The following is a 16,898-nucleotide window of genomic DNA, read 5'->3' as shown; positions in this document are numbered from 1 at the left end:
CGAAGCCACTCGCAAGGGCACCAGTCTGGCATTTTTTGTCGATTATTAACGCTTGAAAAGAAAGTCTCACTCAAAGTGTAAAAAATCTATGACAGACAAAACAAATGTGTTATTCCTTAACAACCTTGACAGGTAATAAATACAATAAAACACAACATTTCACCCATAGGCAGTAGTATGGAAAGTATCACTTCAGCGCCCCCGAAGGCGCGTTTCTCGTTAGCCCACCTTATTCGCTCGTTAGGCCCAGGCATTATGATGGCCGCCGCTGCAGTCGGAGGCTCTCACTTGGTCGCCTCCACCAAAGCGGGCGCCATTTATGGCTGGCAGTTGGCGGCGCTCATTTTGCTCGTCAACGTATTCAAATACCCGTTTTTTCGCGCCGGTGTGCAATACACTATGGGCACCGGCACCAGTTTAGTCGAAGGCTACTCAAAACTTGGCAAACCATACTTGTGGCTGTTTGTCGGCTTAAGTGCGGTCTCCGCTGTGGTCAACACCGCTGCACTGCTGATGTTTAGCGCTAGCTTGCTCGCCTATTTCGTACCCTTTGATCTCTCGATGTCCGTGCTCAGTATCCTTGTGCTGACCACCTGTTTAGCGATTTTATTTGCCGGCCACTACAAGGCGTTGGATGCGTTATCGAAAACCATCATGGCGGTTCTAACCATTGCCACACTGCTTGCGGTGTGCATCGCATTGGGTAAACCTGCCGAGCCCGTCGTGGGCTTTGAATCCCCATCGCCTTGGACATTAGCCGCAATCGGATTTCTCGTTGTGACCATGGGTTGGATGCCAGCACCGATTGAAATTTCCAGTATCACCTCAATGTGGCTAAAAAGTCAGTGCAAGCAGCAAACGGTGACGCCGCGCTCTGCGCTGTTTGATTTCAACGTGGGCTACATAGGGACTGCGCTGCTGGCGATTGTCTTTCTTTCCTTAGGCGCTTTGGTGCTGCATGGGACAGGCGTTGAGCTTTCAAGCTCTGGCGTCGGCTTCTCGCATCAACTGGTAGGGCTCTATGCATCGACCATTGGTGAGTGGTCTCGCTACTTGATTGCTGTGATTGCGTTCTTCTGTATTTTTGGTAGTACGATCACCGTGATTGACGGTTATGCGCGTGTGTTGTCTGAATCTCAACGTTTAGTGCAAAAGCAACCAGAAATGAAAAACGGCGTGACGCTGACTTGGATGGTGATCATCTCTGCAGCAGCCCTTGCCATCATCTTGTTTTGGGCCAAAGCGCTACTGCCAATGCTCAATTTTGCGATGATCCTTGCCTTTGTTACGACTCCATTTTTCGGTTTACTCAACTACATTTTGGTGACCAAAACCGATCTGCCTAAGCCGCTCGCAATGACATCCTCGCTAAAGTGGCTCTCCATCGCCGGTCTGATTTATCTGTTCGGCTTTTTGGCGGTCTTTATTTGGTGGAAATGGCTTCTTTAGTCATCGGTTTCGTCATCTTTATTAACGATCAAAAAGGCCCTCAACGTTGAGGGCCTTGTACTAATACGTTACTCGCGTTGCGATCACTTAGTTGTGCGCGACGACAATCATACGCAGTGAGTCGAGTTGGTATTGCGCTTGGCGGATATAACCGGTCAGCGCGGTAATCTGCTCATCAATCGCTTCAATCTCTTCATCACGAATGTTCGGGTTCACCGCTTTCAGGGCCTGCAAACGCTCAAGCTCGCCATTTAGACTCGATTGCATCTCTTTTTGCGCTTGCTCGCGTACGGCTTCCACTTTTTCGACCACCAGCTTGTCACCTGCGGCAATCAGCTGATGCACCTGCGCCTGTACCGAAGAGACCAGTTTAGCCGCAATATGGCGGCCGACCGGGCTGAGCTGACGGTTGAAACTGTCAAACTCCACTTGCGCCGATAAATCATTGCCTTTGCCATCAAGCATGATGCGAATCGGCGTGGTCGGTAAGAAACGGCTGATGCCAGTACGTTTGGGCGCTTGCGCATCCACTTTGTAGATCAGTTCAAGCAGCAGCGTCCCTACGGGCAGAGCCTTGTTTTTCAGCAGTGACACCGCACTGGTCCCCACGCCCTCACTCATCAGCAGATCAATACCGCCTTGAATCATCGGGTGTTCCCAGCTGATAAAGTGCATGTCCTCACGAGACAGCGCCGTATCACGGTCAAAGGTGATAGTTGCGCCTTCGTATGGCAGTCCTGGGTAACTGGGCACCATCATGTGCTCAGAAGGGGTGACCACGAGCGCATTTTCGCCTTTGTCGTCTTGGTTAAGACCAATGGTATCAAACAGGCTCAAGGCGAACGTGACAAGATTCGTATCGCCATCGGTCGCGGCAATCGTATCGACAATCGCTTGCGCTTTCTCACCGCCGTGCGAGTGCATTTCAAGCAGACGGTCACGCCCTTGCTCCAGCTCCGCTTTGAGCGCTTTGTTCATTGCCGCAGATTGAGCAATCACATCATCCAACTCACTGGTATCTCCACTGGCCAGCATAGTAATCAGCGCATCCGACACCTTGTCGTACACCATGCGACCGGTTGGGCAGGTTTGGGCAAAAGCATTCAAACCTTCATTAAACCAACGCGCCAAAATCGCTTGCGAGGTGCCTTCAAGGTAGGGGACATGAATATCGATATCGCGCTGCTGACCAATTCGGTCTAAGCGACCGATGCGTTGCTCAAGTAAGTCTGGGTTGAACGGCAGATCAAACATCACCAGTTGGTTCGCAAACTGGAAGTTGCGCCCTTCAGAGCCAATTTCGCTACAGATGAGAACCTGTGCGCCTCCCTCTTCTTGGGCAAAGTACGCCGCCGCTTTGTCGCGTTCTAAAATCGACATACCTTCATGGAATACCGTGGCACGGATGCCTTCACGCTCGCGCAGCGCTTGTTCCAATTGCAACGCCGTACTGGCGCGAGAGGCGATCACCAACACCTTTTCACTGCGTTTTTGCGTGATCTTCTCAAGTAACCAATCAACGCGACTATCAAACTGCCACCAGCTCGATTCGTCACCTTCAAACTCTTGGAACAGCTCTTCAGGGTAGAGATTTTTCAGCGCACGCGCTTCTGGGCTCATCTTGCCGCCAATCATGCCAGAGACACGCATCGCCGTGGTGTATTGGCTCGGAATCGGCATCGGCACCAAATGCACATTACGCACTGGGAAGCCTTTGATCGCTGCACGCGTGTTACGAAACAGCACGCGCCCCGTACCATGACGATCCATCAAATTATCAATCAACTCTTGACGTGCAGCGGCAATCGCCTGGTCGTCACTGTTGCTCTCGATAATACGAAACAGTGGCTCAACATCTTGTTCAGATAAGAGCTCGGTGATCTGGTTTTTCGCCTCATCCGCCAAGGATTCGCCAGAGAACAGAGCGCTGACCGAATCGGCCACCGGGGCGTATTGCTGCTCTTCTTTGACAAACTCTTCATAGTCAAAGAAGCGATCCGAGTCGAGCAATCTCAAGCGTGCAAAATGGCTTTCACGACCTAGCTGTTCAGGTGTCGCGGTGAGCAGGAGTACACCAGGTGTACGCGCAGCCAAGCCTTCAATCACCTGATATTCACGGCTCGGCTGCTCTGGGCTCCACTCTAAATGGTGCGCTTCATCGACCACTAAGAGATCCCAATCGGCGTCAAGCGCTTGCTCGAAGCGCTTGCGGCTCTTGCGTAGAAAATCGAGTGAGCACAGCACATATTGCTGGGTATCGAATGGATTATCGGCTTCCGCGAACGCTTCAATGCAACGCTCTTCATCAAAGATAGAGAAATGCAGATTGAATCGACGCATCATCTCCACCAACCATTGATGCTGAAGCGTTTCTGGCACCACGATCAAAATGCGTTCCGCTCGACCCGCCAGCACTTGCTGGTGGATGATCATGCCCGCTTCAATGGTTTTACCTAGGCCCACTTCATCGGCCAACAACACGCGCGGCGCGTGACGACGCCCCACTTCATGGGCGATGTAAAGCTGATGAGGGATCAAGCCTGCACGCATACCACATAAGCCGCGCATTGGGCTCTTGTGCTGCTCATATTGGTTCATCAGTGCACGATAACGGAGCACAAAGTTGTCCATACGATCGATTTGACCGGCAAACAGCTTATCTTGAGGTTTATTAAAACGAATCTGGTTGCTGAGCATGATTTCACGCAGCTCGACGTCTTTATCGCCGTTGTCTTCACGCGTACCGATGTAGGTCAGCAGCGACTGCTCCTCAACCACTTGCTCAATGCGCAATGACCACCCTTGTTGGCTATCCACAACATCCCCTGGGTTAAACGTCACACGAGTCACCGGCGCATCATTGCGCGCGTACACGCGATTCTCTTCGGATGCGGCAAACATCAATGTGACCGTTCTAGCATCCAGTGCGACTACAGTACCTAAACCTAAATCGCTCTCTGTATCGCTGATCCAACGCTGGCCCAAAGCAAATGTCATCTATCGACTACCTCTTTCAATCGGTCTGTTGTGAGTCGGGGTACGGCTTATTGATGATAGTGTAGACAATGATTCTCATCATCCCAACCAACAATCAAGATCTGCCCCCAATGCGCCGCTAGAACAGGACTCAAGCCTTTTCCAGCCACACATAAAAAAGGTCGCTAATGGTACTCGAAGCTGTGATATTGGTCACGCACAAACACCTCAATTCTCAACAAATTTTTTGCCACTCTCTGGCTGACATCAAAGTGTAAAAAAGAAGTGGCATTTCTAAAGTGGAAGAGATGGAAACTGACTTATACTTTAAGGGCAGGCGCATCTCTGACAATGGGTTAGTACCTTGGCAATTTCTTGGCTTTACCCCTAACACGGCACAAGAAATGCAATCCATCGAGAGAGCGGTACAGTGAACCAAACGGTCAGCACGAAAAACGCTGACTCACTACGTTGATGATCCACTCGGGTTTGTAGCGACGCCTTGTTAGGCGGCATGTTGAATGGACAGGGCAACGCCTAAGCCATGTCAGCTTCCTGCTCACTGAAGGTGTCACTGCAAAATGACTGCAAGTTACCTCACACAATGAGGATACACCTGACATGGCGCACACGCCGTGCTGCGTATGACAGGTAAGCAAGCCGCGCTGCGGCAAGGAGACGCTTATGGGTGATACGGAACGGAAACTCTTCGTTTTAGACACCAACATCCTTCTTCATGAACCTCACGCAATCTACTCATTCCAAGAGCACGATGTCGTCATACCGATGACGGTCCTCGAGGAGCTCGATAAAATCAAAGACAGCAAACGCGATGTGGCTCGCGACGCCCGTGTCGCCATTCGCGCGCTCGAAGCACTGTTTAAAGACGCCACGCCCGATGAAATATCAGAAGGGATCCCCATCAACCGCGATAAAGAAAGCACAGGTCACATCGCCATTTTGGCGGATTTCGAACTGCAAGAAACCGTCAAAGCCTTCGCAGACAAAGCCGGTGATAACCGCATTCTCAACGCCGTACTCTACTTACAAAACAAGCGTGCGCCGCGAGAAGTGATCCTCATTACCAAAGACATCAACATGCGTTTACGCGCCAAAGGGGCGGGAGTACGTTTTGTTGAGGACTATCGCACCGACCAACTGATCGATGATGTCCAATACCTCACCAAAGGTTACCAACAGATCGAAGGGGAGTTTTGGAGCAAGGTCGATGAAGTCGACAGCCAAACCATTCACGGCCGCACTTACCACACATTGCCGCGCGAGCCGTTTGAACCCACTTACATTAATCAATATGTCTTGGACGATTCGAGCGACTTTGCCGGTCGAGTCGAGGACATCACCAGCGACAAGATCACCATTAAAGATCTCAGCCGGGAGCGATTAATGCACCGTAAAGCGTGGGACATCACTCCAAAAAACATTTACCAAGGCATGGCCCTTGATGCGCTACTCGATCCCAATATCGATTTGGTCATACTGACGGGTTCTGCGGGCAGCGGGAAAACCTTGTTGGCGCTGGCCTGTGCGCTTGAGCAGACGATCGAAAAAGGCATGTTTGATAAAATCATCGTCACCCGAAACACGCCCGATATTGGCGAGTCAATCGGCTTCTTGCCCGGCAGCGAAGAAGAGAAGATGATGCCTTGGCTCGCGGCGGTCACCGATACCTTGGAAGCGCTGCACAAACATGATCACTGTACGGAGGGATCGCTCAAGTACATTTGCGACAAAGCCAACATCCAGTTCAAGTCGATCAACTTCATGCGCGGGCGCTCCATTCAGAATGCGTTCGTGCTGCTGGATGAGTGCCAAAACCTCACGGCGTCTCAAATCAAAACCATCATCACCCGTTGTGGCGAAGGGACGAAAATTGTCTGCTCCGGTAACTTAGCGCAGATTGACTCCCACTACCTCACGCCGGTGACCTCGGGGCTTACCTACATGGTCGAGCGATTTAAAAACTTTGAAGGCAGCGCCAATATTCACCTCAACGGAGTGGTGCGCAGTCGCTTGGCAGAATTTGCAGAAGAGAACTTATAACCTCACTAAGCAGTCCTGTCACTCACAACCACATTAAGCATTAATAGTCACAAAAAGCGGGATATTATCTATATTCCGCTTTATTTTTAAAATAATTATTCACAAACAACCATCAGGTATGTTTAACTATTGGCAAATAATGAATACCGATTCAAGGACTGGTGTATGGCTTTTAATCTTCGTAATCGTAACTTTCTCAAGCTGCTTGATTTTACCCCCAAAGAGATCCAATTTTTGCTCGACCTTTCTGCGGATTTAAAGAAAGCGAAATATGCCGGGACGGAGCAAAAGAAGCTCGTGGGTAAAAACATTGCCCTTATCTTTGAAAAGTCATCGACACGAACTCGCTGCGCGTTTGAAGTCGCCGCGTTTGATCAAGGCGCGCAAGTCTCTTACATCGGCCCATCGGGTTCACAGATTGGCCATAAAGAGTCAATGAAAGACACCGCGCGCGTACTGGGTCGCATGTACGATGGCATTGAATATCGCGGTTTTGGTCAAGCGATCGTCGAAGAGCTGGGCCAATACGCAGGCGTACCGGTTTGGAATGGTTTGACCGATGAGTTTCACCCGACGCAAATTTTGGCCGACTTCCTTACCATGCTCGAACATGGACGAGGAAAACAGTTACACCAAATGCGCTTTGCTTACCTCGGTGATGCACGCAACAACATGGGCAACTCTTTGATGGTTGGCGCTGCCAAAATGGGCATGGACATTCGCCTAGTCGCACCGAAAGATTTTTGGCCCGAGGCTGAGTTGGTGGACACTTGTCAAACCATCGCTGCGCAAACAGGGGCAAGCATCACATTGACCGAAGATGTGGCGCAAGGCGTGGAAGGTTGTGATTTCCTTTACACCGACGTTTGGGTGTCGATGGGTGAAGCGCCTGAAGCGTGGGATGAACGCGTGGCCAAAATGACCCCGTATCAAGTCAATGCGGCAACGCTTGAAAAGACCGGCAACCCGCATGTCAAATTCATGCACTGCCTGCCCGCTTTTCACAACGATGAGACCACCATTGGCAAACAAGTGGCCGAGAAATATGGCATGAACGGCCTCGAAGTGACCGAGGAAGTGTTTGAATCTGAGCACTCGATCGTCTTCGATGAGGCAGAAAACCGAATGCACACCATTAAGGCTGTGATGGTCGCCACATTGGGCAGCTAGGATCGAACACAGATCGACACAAAAAACCGCGATGCAATCGCTTGCTCTGCGCAAAGTTCGGCGTATAATGCTCGGCAATTTGTCTGGAGATAGTGAAATATGTCACGTCGTTGGTGTGTTACAAAGCGTGTTACTGCACATAAGCAAACTGGCTTATTGATGCGACGTTTCTCTATCTTCATTGATTTGTAAAGCCTCCCGTTATGGGGGGCTTTTTTATGCCTAACACTTATTCTTTATACCTAACGCATATTATTCATGCCTAACGCATATAACTGGGAAGATGATTATGACAAACTCGCTTTACAACAAGCACATTATCTCCATTCCTGAGCTTTCACGTGAAGAGCTGGAATTGATTGTCAAAACCGCAGGTCAACTCAAAGCTGAGCCAAACCCAGATTTAATCAAAAATAAAGTGGTCGCGAGCTGCTTCTTTGAACCCTCGACACGTACTCGACTCTCATTTGAGACTGCGATTCAACGTATTGGTGGCGACGTGATTGGCTTTGACAATGGCGGCAACACCTCTCTGGCGAAAAAAGGCGAAACCCTAGCTGACTCCGTGCAGGTCATCTCCTCTTATGTGGATGCGTTTGTGATGCGCCACCCTCAAGAGGGCGCGGCGCGTCTAGCGTCAGAGTTTTCTAAAGGTGTACCTGTGATCAATGCAGGCGATGGTGCCAACCAGCACCCGACGCAAACCTTGCTCGATCTCTTCTCGATTGCCGAAACCCAAGGCCGTTTAGACAACCTCAACGTTGCCTTCGTCGGTGATCTTAAATATGGCCGCACGGTACACTCGCTGACTCAAGCGCTGGCGAAATTTGATAACGTTCGCTTCTTCTTTATCGCACCTGAAGCGTTAGCGATGCCTGATTACATCTGCGAAGAGCTCGAAGAAGCCGGTATTCGATTTAGCCTTCATACCGATATGGAAAGTGTCATCCCTGAGCTGGATGTGCTGTACATGACACGCGTGCAAAAAGAGCGCTTTGATGAGTCTGAATACGCCCACATCAAATCGGCCTACATCTTAACGGCAGCCATGCTTGAAGGCGCACGTGACAACTTGAAAGTGCTTCACCCGCTGCCACGCGTCGACGAGATCACCGTGGATGTCGATAAAACACCCCACGCGTACTACTTCGAGCAAGCTGAAAACGGCGTCTATGCTCGTGAAGCGCTACTCGCCCTTGTCCTTAATCCAGACCTTTAATCGCAGGAGACTCCCATCATGGCAAAAGAAAAACAGTTGCAAGTTGAAGCCATCAAAAACGGCACCGTGATTGACCACATTCCCGCGAAAATGGGCATCAAGGTTCTGAAGCTATTTTCAATGGATAAGTCAAACCAACGCGTGACCGTTGGGTTGAACCTCCCTTCCTCCGCACTGGGCCATAAAGATCTGCTCAAGATTGAAAACGTCTTTATCAGTGAAGAGCAAGCCAACAAACTGGCGCTGTACGCCCCTCATGCAACCGTCAATCAGATTGAAGATTACCGCGTAGTGAAAAAGCTCGCTCTTGAGCTTCCACGTCAAGTCAACAATGTGTTTGCCTGCCCGAACAGCAACTGCATTACCCACAATGAACCGGTAGAAAGCAGTTTCGCGGTAATTGAGAAAAAAGACGAGTTTCGCCTTAAGTGTAAGTACTGTGAGAAAGTGTTCTCACGCGAAGTGGTCACTGAGCGCTAAGCTCACTCAAAGCTTAGTCATTTCATCCCCGCCGCTGCGGGGATGTTTCTTTACCCTTCATTTTTTCTTTACTCTTCATTTTTCTTTACCCATCAAGGGATTCACGGCACACTGCTCTATTAAGCGAACGCCTCACTCGTCGAGCACTCGGCCCTGTAAGCGTTACTATCTCATCAGCTAAACACTCATTCAGGAAGAGAGACATGACCAAAGTACTTCATACAGAATCAGCACCAGCAGCGATTGGCCCATACGTACAAGGCGTTGACCTTGGCAACATGGTTCTGACCTCGGGCCAAATACCAGTCAATCCTGCAACCGGTGAGGTCGCAGAAGATATTGCCGCTCAAGCACGCCAATCACTAGAAAACGTCAAAGCCGTAGTAGAAGCATCAGGCTTGACGGTATCAGACATCGTGAAGATGACGGTGTTTGTCAAAGATTTGAACGATTTTGGTACGGTGAACGAAGTGTACGGTCAGTTTTTTGATGAGCACAACGTCGCCAACTACCCTGCACGCTCTTGTGTAGAAGTGGCACGTCTACCCAAAGATGTCGGGATTGAAATCGAAGCGATTGCGGTGCGCAAATAACGGCAATGTTCAGGTTGCCTTAGGGGACTCTAACCTGGGGAACTCTAAACAAAAAGCGAGCCTAGCCCGGCTCGCTTTTTCGCTTTTATTAGCCGCAGATGTTGCTCGGCAAGAGGGTTGATTAGCAAGATTAAGTAAGGGAGAAGATGGGCCCTTCCCCAAGCGCGTCATTCATTCGCCGTACGACTCTCGCACATTGGCAAGCTCACTCACCAGCGCCGCGAACTGAAAGCCTGACTTTGGATCTTGGATTAAGGCGATGTTAGTCTGTCTGTCGACCACCAAAACTTCGCCTCGCCCCTCAGCGCATTCGACCATCATACCTTTTGTAACTTGACACACGTCCATTGGGTGACTCCTCTTTTTTGCCTGTTTACGAGAAGTGCCATCGTCAGGATCACCGTCAGACGCGACAAATAAAAACGGCCTCACAAGGAGGCCGCTCAAATCAGAGTGGTTGGTCGTTATTTCACGAACTCAACACCGGTTTGGATATCACCGTTTAGTGTCTCTAGCATGCCGTCAAGCGCGTCTTTCTCAAACGCACTGAGCGCACCGTAGCTAAGCACTTCTTCAACACCCTCTTTACCCAGTTTCACTGGTTGAGCAAAGAATGGGGCGTGCTCACCATCACCTTCAACGTACGCGTACTCGATGACTTCTTCACCTTGCAGTGCTTTCACCAACGCAAGGCCGAAACGACACGCAGCTTGGCCCATAGAGAGCGTTGCGCTACCGCCACCCGCTTTCGCTTCAACCACTTCTGTGCCTGCGTTTTGAATGCGTTTGGTGAGAGCGGCCACTTCTTCGGCGCTAAATTCCACACCTTCTACTTGAGACAGTAGCGGAAGAATCGTCACGCCAGAGTGTCCACCGATCACCGGTACACGCACTTGACCTGGATCTTTGTCTTTCAATTCAGCCACGAAGGTTTCAGAGCGAATCACGTCCAGTGTCGTTACACCAAACAGACGACGCTTGTCGTACACGCCCGCTTTTTTAAGCACTTCAGCTGCGATAGGCACTGTCGTATTCACTGGGTTAGTGATGATGCCCACTAAGGCTTTCGGACAGACCACCGCGATCTTTTCTGCCAACGACTTAACGATACCTGCATTGACGTTAAACAAATCGGCGCGATCCATACCTGGCTTACGAGCCACACCTGCAGAAATAAGAACAACATCGGCACCTTCAAGTGCAGGTGTTGGATCTTCACCGGCGTAACCTTTGATAGACACAGGCGTTGGGATGTGGCTTAGATCCGCAGCTACACCCGGCGTCACTGGCGCAATGTCATACAAAGCCAGATCGCAGCCTGCAGGAAGGCGGTTTTTCAGTAAAAGGGCTAGGGCTTGACCGATGCCACCAGCGGCACCAATAACAGCTACTTTCATTGTAGTTCTCCTTGAGATGGATCTCTTATATGTATCTTGTAGGGTATTCTGTACTCAGGTGTGTCCAAGCTAAACCAATCACATCCTGATTACAATCAATTAACGTCAGCTTTGCGACCTTGCGCAATCCACCATTAACGTGCTACAAATTTCACGCGCATTATCCCCTGTTCTACCTTGTATGACAAAGGGTTAAGCCCTCTTTTGTCCTTGGCGTTTTTCGCCAGTTTACAGTGATACGCTAGACAGAATTTCAGCTTTTCCATAGCTATAACTGCATAGCTATGCGAGAATATTCACTTCCTGTATAGACACTACTGGTGGAAGAAACATGCGCCATTCAGAAAAACAAGATAGCTTAGTGAGAGCGTTCAAAGCCCTATTGAAAGAAGAGCGATTTGGCTCGCAAGGTGACATCGTTGATGCACTGAAAAATGAAGGGTTTGACAACATCAACCAATCAAAAGTCTCACGGATGCTGACTAAGTTTGGCGCAGTGCGTACTCGCAACGCCAAAATGGAGATGGTCTACTGCTTGCCCGCCGAACTGGGTGTCCCTACCGTTTCAAGCTCACTGCGTGAGTTAGTGCTCGATATCGATCACAATGAGGCCTTAGTCGTGATTCACACAGGCCCAGGCGCGGCGCAGCTGATTGCCCGTTTATTGGACTCTTTAGGCAAAGCAGAAGGTATTTTGGGCGTTGTCGCCGGTGATGACACCATCTTTATTACCCCAACGCTGAGCATCACGACCAAGCAACTGTTCAAATCAGTGTGCGAATTGTTCGAGTACACTGGCTAACGTTTCATATTATTGACGCTTTTGATGATCGCGCTGACGCTCATTCAGCGTGATCTGTATCACATCCTGATTAAAATCCAACAACCCCGACAAAGTAACCGTAAGCAATTGATTTACTGAAAAAATAATCACAGAACAATCCCTATACATTCTCCTCACAATCAGCCCAAATCGCTACATTAGTTAACATACGTGTAATTATGTGCCAATTTTTTGGTATTATTCAGCCACTTTTTCAACATACGGATTGAAAAAGATGCCGTTTCCAGTAAGAGGAAACGCCCAAAGCAACTACACTTGCTAAGGGGCTAATAATGAATAAGGAAGGGAAATTCATGGCATTGAACAAACTTATTAAAGTCGGTGCGATTGCAGCTGCTGTAATGGGTGCTGGCGCCGTTAACGCACAAGAGTTCATCACAATTGGTACAGGTTCGGTTACGGGTGTTTACTACCCGACGGGCGGCGCTATTTGTAAACTGGTGAACAAAGGCCGTAAAGAACACAATATTCGTTGTTCTGTAGAATCAACCGGTGGTTCGATCTACAACGTGAACACCATCCGTGCTGGTGAGCTGGATTTTGGTATCGTTCAGTCTGACTGGCAATATCACGGTTACAACGGTACAAGTAAGTTTGCTGAACAAGGCCCGTACAAAGATTTACGCGCTATGTTCTCTCTACACACCGAACCATTCAACATCATCGCACGCAGCGATGCGGGCATCGACAACGTGTCTGACCTAAAAGGTAAGCGCGTCAACATCGGTAACCCGGGTTCTGGCGACCGTGCAACCATGGGTGTGGTCATGGAAGCCATGGGTTGGACCAACGACGACTTCAAATTGGCGTCTGAGCTAAAAGGCTCTGAGCGTTCTCAAGCGCTGTGTGACAACAAAATTGACGCGTTCGTTTACGTTGTGGGTCATCCAAATGGATCGATCAAAGAAGCGACCACATCATGTGATGCGAAGCTAGTGTCTGCAACGGGCGAGAAAATCGATGCCATCGTCGCAAACAACCCTTACTACGCATACAGCACAGTACCTGCCGGCATGTACCGCGGCACTGAAAACGACGTAAACAGCTTTGGTGTGGCAGCGACTATGGTGACCACAGCCAACGTGTCTGACGACGTCGCGTACAACGTAGCGAAAGCGGTATTTGAAGATTTCGATACCTTCAAGCGCCTACACCCTGCGTTTGCAAACCTGAAGAAAGAAGACATGGTGAAAGCTGGTCTTTCTATCCCTCTTCACCCAGGTGCAGAGAAATACTACAAAGAAGTTGGCCTACTGAAATAAGCCACTTTGTACAAACCCGGGACATGGCGCTCGGGTTTGTAGCGCCCGTATAAGGGCCGCTCCCAATGTCTCTTTTAGGGTTTCACATTTTTGAAACCCTTCTTCGTTTTATAGTAATAACCCAACGGTACTGAGAATGCAGACCTCGCCGCGCATGGCACGTCGACGATGCAATCAAGGTCACTCTTCCCCACACAATGCCAATACGCTGGGCGGCGCGTGGGCAGGAATAAAGCAATATGGCTTCTTTTCGCTACACTGAAAGAGGCCAATAAAGATTCTGACTGCGACTGACGTCGTGACCGAATGAATCATTTATAACAAGGATAAAGACCATGTCGAAGACAACCACTCCGTCTCCTGATGTGCAAGAAATGGTTGCCCAAGCCGATACTGGCGCGCGTGCCCCTAGTGGCATCGCCGGACGTATCTTATGGTTTGTGCCGCTTTGTTGGTCACTCTTCCAACTTTGGTATGCCTCACCTTTGCCGTTTATTTTCAATTTTGGCGTACTGAACGACACCGAAGCTCGTTCCATTCACCTCATGTTTGCGGTTTTTCTTGCCTTTACTGCCTATCCGGCCATGAAAAACTCTCCGCGCGATACCATTCCCGTGGTGGACTGGTTATTGGCGCTGGCAGGTAGCTTCTCTGCTGCCTACATCTACTTGTTCTACACCGAGCTCGCGGGTCGCTCTGGCGCTCCGACCACCTTAGATATTGTGGTTGCGGTCACTGGGATGATTTTGCTCCTTGAAGCGACACGCCGAGCACTTGGGCCACCATTGATGGCGGTAGCCGCGGTATTTTTACTCTATACCTTCGGCGGTCCTTACATGCCAGACGTTATCGCTCACAAAGGGGCGAGCCTCAATAAAGCCATGTCCCACCTTTGGCTCACCACCGAAGGCGTATTTGGTGTGGCACTGGGCGTCTCGACCTCGTTTGTTTTCCTTTTCGTCCTCTTTGGGGCCATGCTTGAGCGCGCTGGGGCAGGCGCTTACTTTATTAAAGTGGCCTTCTCGCTACTTGGTCACATGCGTGGTGGCCCAGCAAAAGCCGCCGTTGTCGCTTCTGGCCTATCAGGCTTAGTATCGGGCTCTTCGATTGCCAACGTAGTGACCACAGGAACCTTTACCATCCCACTGATGAAACGTGTTGGCTTCCCTGGCACCAAAGCGGGGGCCGTGGAAGTGGCTGCCTCGACCAATGGTCAGTTGACGCCACCAATTATGGGTGCGGCGGCATTCTTGATGGTGGAGTACGTCGGGATCTCTTATGTCGAAGTGATCAAAGCAGCGCTGCTACCGGCGCTGATCTCCTACATTGCGCTGATTTACATCGTTCACTTAGAAGCGTGTAAAGCGGGCATGACAGGCCTACCTCGTCGTCACAATCCGACCTTAGTTCAAAGCCTGCTGTCGTTTACCGGTACCATTTTGGGTCTATGTATCATTAGTGCCTTGGTATACTACGGCGTGGGTTGGACCAAAGATGTCTTTGGTGCTGCGGCGACGCCGATTGTCACTGTCGCCCTACTGGTCGCCTACGTGGCTTTGGTTAAGATCTCCGCCAAGTACGCGCACGAAGGCGCCATCGAGATTGATGCTGAACTGACCGAAGTGCCCGATCCCGGCCCAACGGTGAAATCTGGCCTGCATTACCTGCTACCCATTGTGGTCCTAGTGTGGTGTTTGACGGTGGAGCGCTTCTCTCCAGGTCTGTCCGCGTTCTGGGCGACCGTGTTTATGATCTTTATCTTGATCACCCAACGTCCATTAATGGCGTTGATGGCGAAACAGAGCAATCTGCTTCAGCCGGCAAAAGAAGGCTTCGTCGATTTGGCTGAGAGTCTCGTCTCTGGTGCGCGCAACATGATTGGTATCGGCGTCGCCACGGCGGCAGCGGGTACGGTCGTCGGTGTGGTCACCTTAACCGGTATTGGCCTCGTCATGACAGACTTTGTCGAGTTCATCTCCGGCGGTAACATCATCTTGATGCTACTGTTTACTGCCTTGATCAGTTTGATCTTGGGCATGGGTCTTCCGACGACGGCAAACTACATTGTGGTCTCTACCCTGATGGCTCCCGTTATCGTTACCTTGGGCGCGCAGCACGGCTTGATCATCCCACTCATCGCAGTGCACTTGTTTGTGTTCTACTTCGGCATCTTAGCCGACGATACGCCACCGGTCGGTTTGGCGGCGTTCGCAGCGGCAGCCATTGCCAAATCGGATCCTATCCGTACTGGTATTCAAGGCTTTACCTACGATATTCGAACCGCGATATTGCCGTTTATGTTCATCTTCAACACGCAACTGCTGTTGATGGGGATTGATACCTGGTGGCATCTCGCCTTAACCATCATCTCCTCCATTATTGCGATGTTGATATTCTCCGCCGCGACACAAGGTTGGTGGTTCACCAAGAACAAATGGTGGGAAACGGTACTGCTACTGGTGCTGACCTTCTCCTTCTTCCGCCCTGGTTTCTGGTGGGATATGTTGTACCCAGCGAAAGTTCTTTCACCGGGTGTTGAGGTGGCTCAAATTACTGAAACACTAAAAGTGGGAGAATCGCTCGAATTACGAGTCTCAGGGGAAACCCTGGAAGGGGATATCGTTGAGAAGACGGTGCGCTTGCCTTTCGAAGATAACGCGAAATCAGCGAACGATCGCCTTGCCTCTATGGGTCTGATGTTAACCGAAGACGCGGGCAAAATGATTGTTGATATGGTCGAGTTTGGCAGCCCAGCGGAATCGGCGGGCATTGACTTCGATTGGGAGATCCAATGGGTAGTCCAGGATGCCGATCGTCCAATGAAGGAGTGGGTATTTGTCCCTGCCCTGCTCATTTTGATCGTCATGGGTCTCAACCAGAAAAAACGAGCTCGTAAGGAACAGCTTGGCGCCTAATAACACTCATACCAAGCAAAGCCGCGCTCTCTAACGAGCGCGGACTTTAGCGGGTATCAATCAGAGAACTAAACATGTACAAACAAATTCTTGTTCCCGTTGACCTCAATGACAAAGGCTTCTGTGACCGAGCCGTCGAACTGGCAGTCTGGCATGCGAAACACTCGAACGCAGAAATTCACCTGCTGAACGTGCTTCCGGGCATTCACATGTCGATGGTCGCCACTTACTTCCCCAAAGATGCGGCGAAGAAAATGAAGCAAGATGTCGAAACGCAGCTCAAGCAGTTCGCGGCACAACACATTGATGAAGACGTGGTGTACAAAGCCCATGTGGCAGAAGGTAAACCCTACAGCACCATTTTGGACTACGCTGAAAAGCTGGGGGCGGATCTCATCATCATGCCAAGCCACAAGCGTTCAAAAATTGATAAGGTGGTGCTAGGCTCTGTGGCAAGTAAAGTCGTACAGAACTCTCCGATTAACGTTATGGTCGTTAAGCCAAACGCGTAACCGGCGCGCCGCGTTGCGAA

The 16,898-nt window shown here is 50.2% G+C and carries 13 protein-coding genes; 10 read left to right on the top strand and 3 right to left on the bottom strand.

Features of this window, described 5'->3' with window-relative positions; translation table 11 throughout:
- Positions 1–177 precede the first annotated feature (177 nt).
- Complete coding sequence (locus AC6R0S_RS17030) at positions 178–1,449, top strand: NRAMP family divalent metal transporter (RefSeq protein ID WP_500638418.1); 1,272 nt, start codon at positions 178–180, stop codon at positions 1,447–1,449.
- 87 nt (positions 1,450–1,536) lie between these two features.
- On the opposite strand, the gene rapA is transcribed toward AC6R0S_RS17030, so the two are convergent.
- A complete protein-coding gene (rapA, locus tag AC6R0S_RS17025) occupies positions 1,537–4,446 on the bottom strand; it encodes an RNA polymerase-associated protein RapA (RefSeq protein ID WP_500631219.1) in 2,910 nt (969 codons plus the stop codon).
- Between the two features lie 663 nt (positions 4,447–5,109).
- On the opposite strand from rapA, the gene AC6R0S_RS17020 reads away from it, so the two are divergent.
- The 5 genes from AC6R0S_RS17020 to AC6R0S_RS17000 all read left to right on the top strand — a co-directional run bounded on the left by AC6R0S_RS17020 (position 5,110) and on the right by AC6R0S_RS17000 (position 9,948).
- Positions 5,110–6,486, top strand: a complete 1,377-nt coding sequence (locus AC6R0S_RS17020) for a PhoH family protein (RefSeq protein ID WP_500627080.1) — start codon at positions 5,110–5,112, stop codon at positions 6,484–6,486.
- Positions 6,487–6,651: 165 nt separating this feature from the next.
- Positions 6,652–7,656 (top strand): ornithine carbamoyltransferase, encoded by a 1,005-nt coding sequence (locus AC6R0S_RS17015; RefSeq protein WP_500631218.1) that lies wholly within the window; start codon positions 6,652–6,654, stop codon positions 7,654–7,656.
- A 289-nt stretch (positions 7,657–7,945) separates the two neighbouring features.
- Entirely contained in the window at positions 7,946–8,875 is a 930-nt protein-coding gene (gene pyrB / locus AC6R0S_RS17010; protein WP_487901764.1) for an aspartate carbamoyltransferase, read from the top strand.
- An 18-nt stretch (positions 8,876–8,893) separates the two neighbouring features.
- Entirely contained in the window at positions 8,894–9,355 is a 462-nt protein-coding gene (pyrI, locus tag AC6R0S_RS17005; protein WP_500633958.1) for an aspartate carbamoyltransferase regulatory subunit, read from the top strand.
- Positions 9,356–9,558: 203 nt separating this feature from the next.
- Positions 9,559–9,948, top strand: coding sequence for a RidA family protein (locus AC6R0S_RS17000; RefSeq protein WP_500627084.1), 390 nt, complete (start codon positions 9,559–9,561; stop codon positions 9,946–9,948).
- A 171-nt stretch (positions 9,949–10,119) separates the two neighbouring features.
- Here AC6R0S_RS17000 and AC6R0S_RS16995 read toward each other — a convergent pair whose 3' ends face one another.
- On the bottom strand, positions 10,120–10,296 hold the full coding sequence (locus tag AC6R0S_RS16995) for a hypothetical protein (protein ID WP_487901766.1): 177 nt from the start codon (positions 10,294–10,296) through the stop codon (positions 10,120–10,122).
- 116 nt (positions 10,297–10,412) lie between these two features.
- Positions 10,413–11,345, bottom strand: coding sequence for a malate dehydrogenase (gene mdh, locus AC6R0S_RS16990; protein ID WP_334555058.1), 933 nt, complete (start codon positions 11,343–11,345; stop codon positions 10,413–10,415).
- 331 nt (positions 11,346–11,676) lie between these two features.
- On the opposite strand from mdh, the gene argR reads away from it, so the two are divergent.
- The 4 genes from argR (at position 11,677) to AC6R0S_RS16970 (ending at position 16,878) form a co-directional block, all read left to right on the top strand.
- Positions 11,677–12,147, top strand: a complete 471-nt coding sequence (argR, locus tag AC6R0S_RS16985) for a transcriptional regulator ArgR (RefSeq protein WP_334555057.1) — start codon at positions 11,677–11,679, stop codon at positions 12,145–12,147.
- A 335-nt stretch (positions 12,148–12,482) separates the two neighbouring features.
- Positions 12,483–13,451, top strand: a complete 969-nt coding sequence (locus AC6R0S_RS16980; RefSeq protein WP_334555056.1) for a TAXI family TRAP transporter solute-binding subunit — start codon at positions 12,483–12,485, stop codon at positions 13,449–13,451.
- A 335-nt stretch (positions 13,452–13,786) separates the two neighbouring features.
- Positions 13,787–16,366: a TRAP transporter permease gene (locus AC6R0S_RS16975; protein WP_500631216.1), complete on the top strand. Its 2,580-nt coding sequence runs from the start codon at positions 13,787–13,789 to the stop codon at positions 16,364–16,366.
- A 74-nt stretch (positions 16,367–16,440) separates the two neighbouring features.
- The gene (locus AC6R0S_RS16970; RefSeq protein WP_334555054.1) at positions 16,441–16,878 is read left to right on the top strand and encodes a universal stress protein; all 438 of its coding nucleotides are present in this window, start codon (positions 16,441–16,443) and stop codon (positions 16,876–16,878) included.
- Positions 16,879–16,898: the final 20 nt, after the last annotated feature.

The sequence above is a fragment of the Vibrio sp. R15-SG3-ISO1B genome (genome assembly GCF_059833835.1).
The sequence above is the reverse complement of the archived record's forward strand: the minus strand, read 5'-3'. Positions and strand labels throughout refer to the sequence as shown.

Excerpts from the sequence above, each read along its gene's own strand:
- AC6R0S_RS17030 (WP_500638418.1), top strand. The coding sequence starts at position 178 with ATGGAAAGTATCACTTCAGCGCCCCCGAAGGCGCGTTTCTCGTTAGCC.
- rapA (WP_500631219.1), bottom strand. The coding sequence starts at position 4,446 with ATGACATTTGCTTTGGGCCAGCGTTGGATCAGCGATACAGAGAGCGAT.
- AC6R0S_RS17020 (WP_500627080.1), top strand. The coding sequence starts at position 5,110 with ATGGGTGATACGGAACGGAAACTCTTCGTTTTAGACACCAACATCCTT.
- AC6R0S_RS17015 (WP_500631218.1), top strand. The coding sequence starts at position 6,652 with ATGGCTTTTAATCTTCGTAATCGTAACTTTCTCAAGCTGCTTGATTTT.
- pyrB (WP_487901764.1), top strand. The coding sequence starts at position 7,946 with ATGACAAACTCGCTTTACAACAAGCACATTATCTCCATTCCTGAGCTT.
- pyrI (WP_500633958.1), top strand. The coding sequence starts at position 8,894 with ATGGCAAAAGAAAAACAGTTGCAAGTTGAAGCCATCAAAAACGGCACC.
- AC6R0S_RS17000 (WP_500627084.1), top strand. The coding sequence starts at position 9,559 with ATGACCAAAGTACTTCATACAGAATCAGCACCAGCAGCGATTGGCCCA.
- AC6R0S_RS16995 (WP_487901766.1), bottom strand. The coding sequence starts at position 10,296 with ATGGACGTGTGTCAAGTTACAAAAGGTATGATGGTCGAATGCGCTGAG.
- mdh (WP_334555058.1), bottom strand. The coding sequence starts at position 11,345 with ATGAAAGTAGCTGTTATTGGTGCCGCTGGTGGCATCGGTCAAGCCCTA.
- argR (WP_334555057.1), top strand. The coding sequence starts at position 11,677 with ATGCGCCATTCAGAAAAACAAGATAGCTTAGTGAGAGCGTTCAAAGCC.
- AC6R0S_RS16980 (WP_334555056.1), top strand. The coding sequence starts at position 12,483 with ATGGCATTGAACAAACTTATTAAAGTCGGTGCGATTGCAGCTGCTGTA.
- AC6R0S_RS16975 (WP_500631216.1), top strand. The coding sequence starts at position 13,787 with ATGTCGAAGACAACCACTCCGTCTCCTGATGTGCAAGAAATGGTTGCC.
- AC6R0S_RS16970 (WP_334555054.1), top strand. The coding sequence starts at position 16,441 with ATGTACAAACAAATTCTTGTTCCCGTTGACCTCAATGACAAAGGCTTC.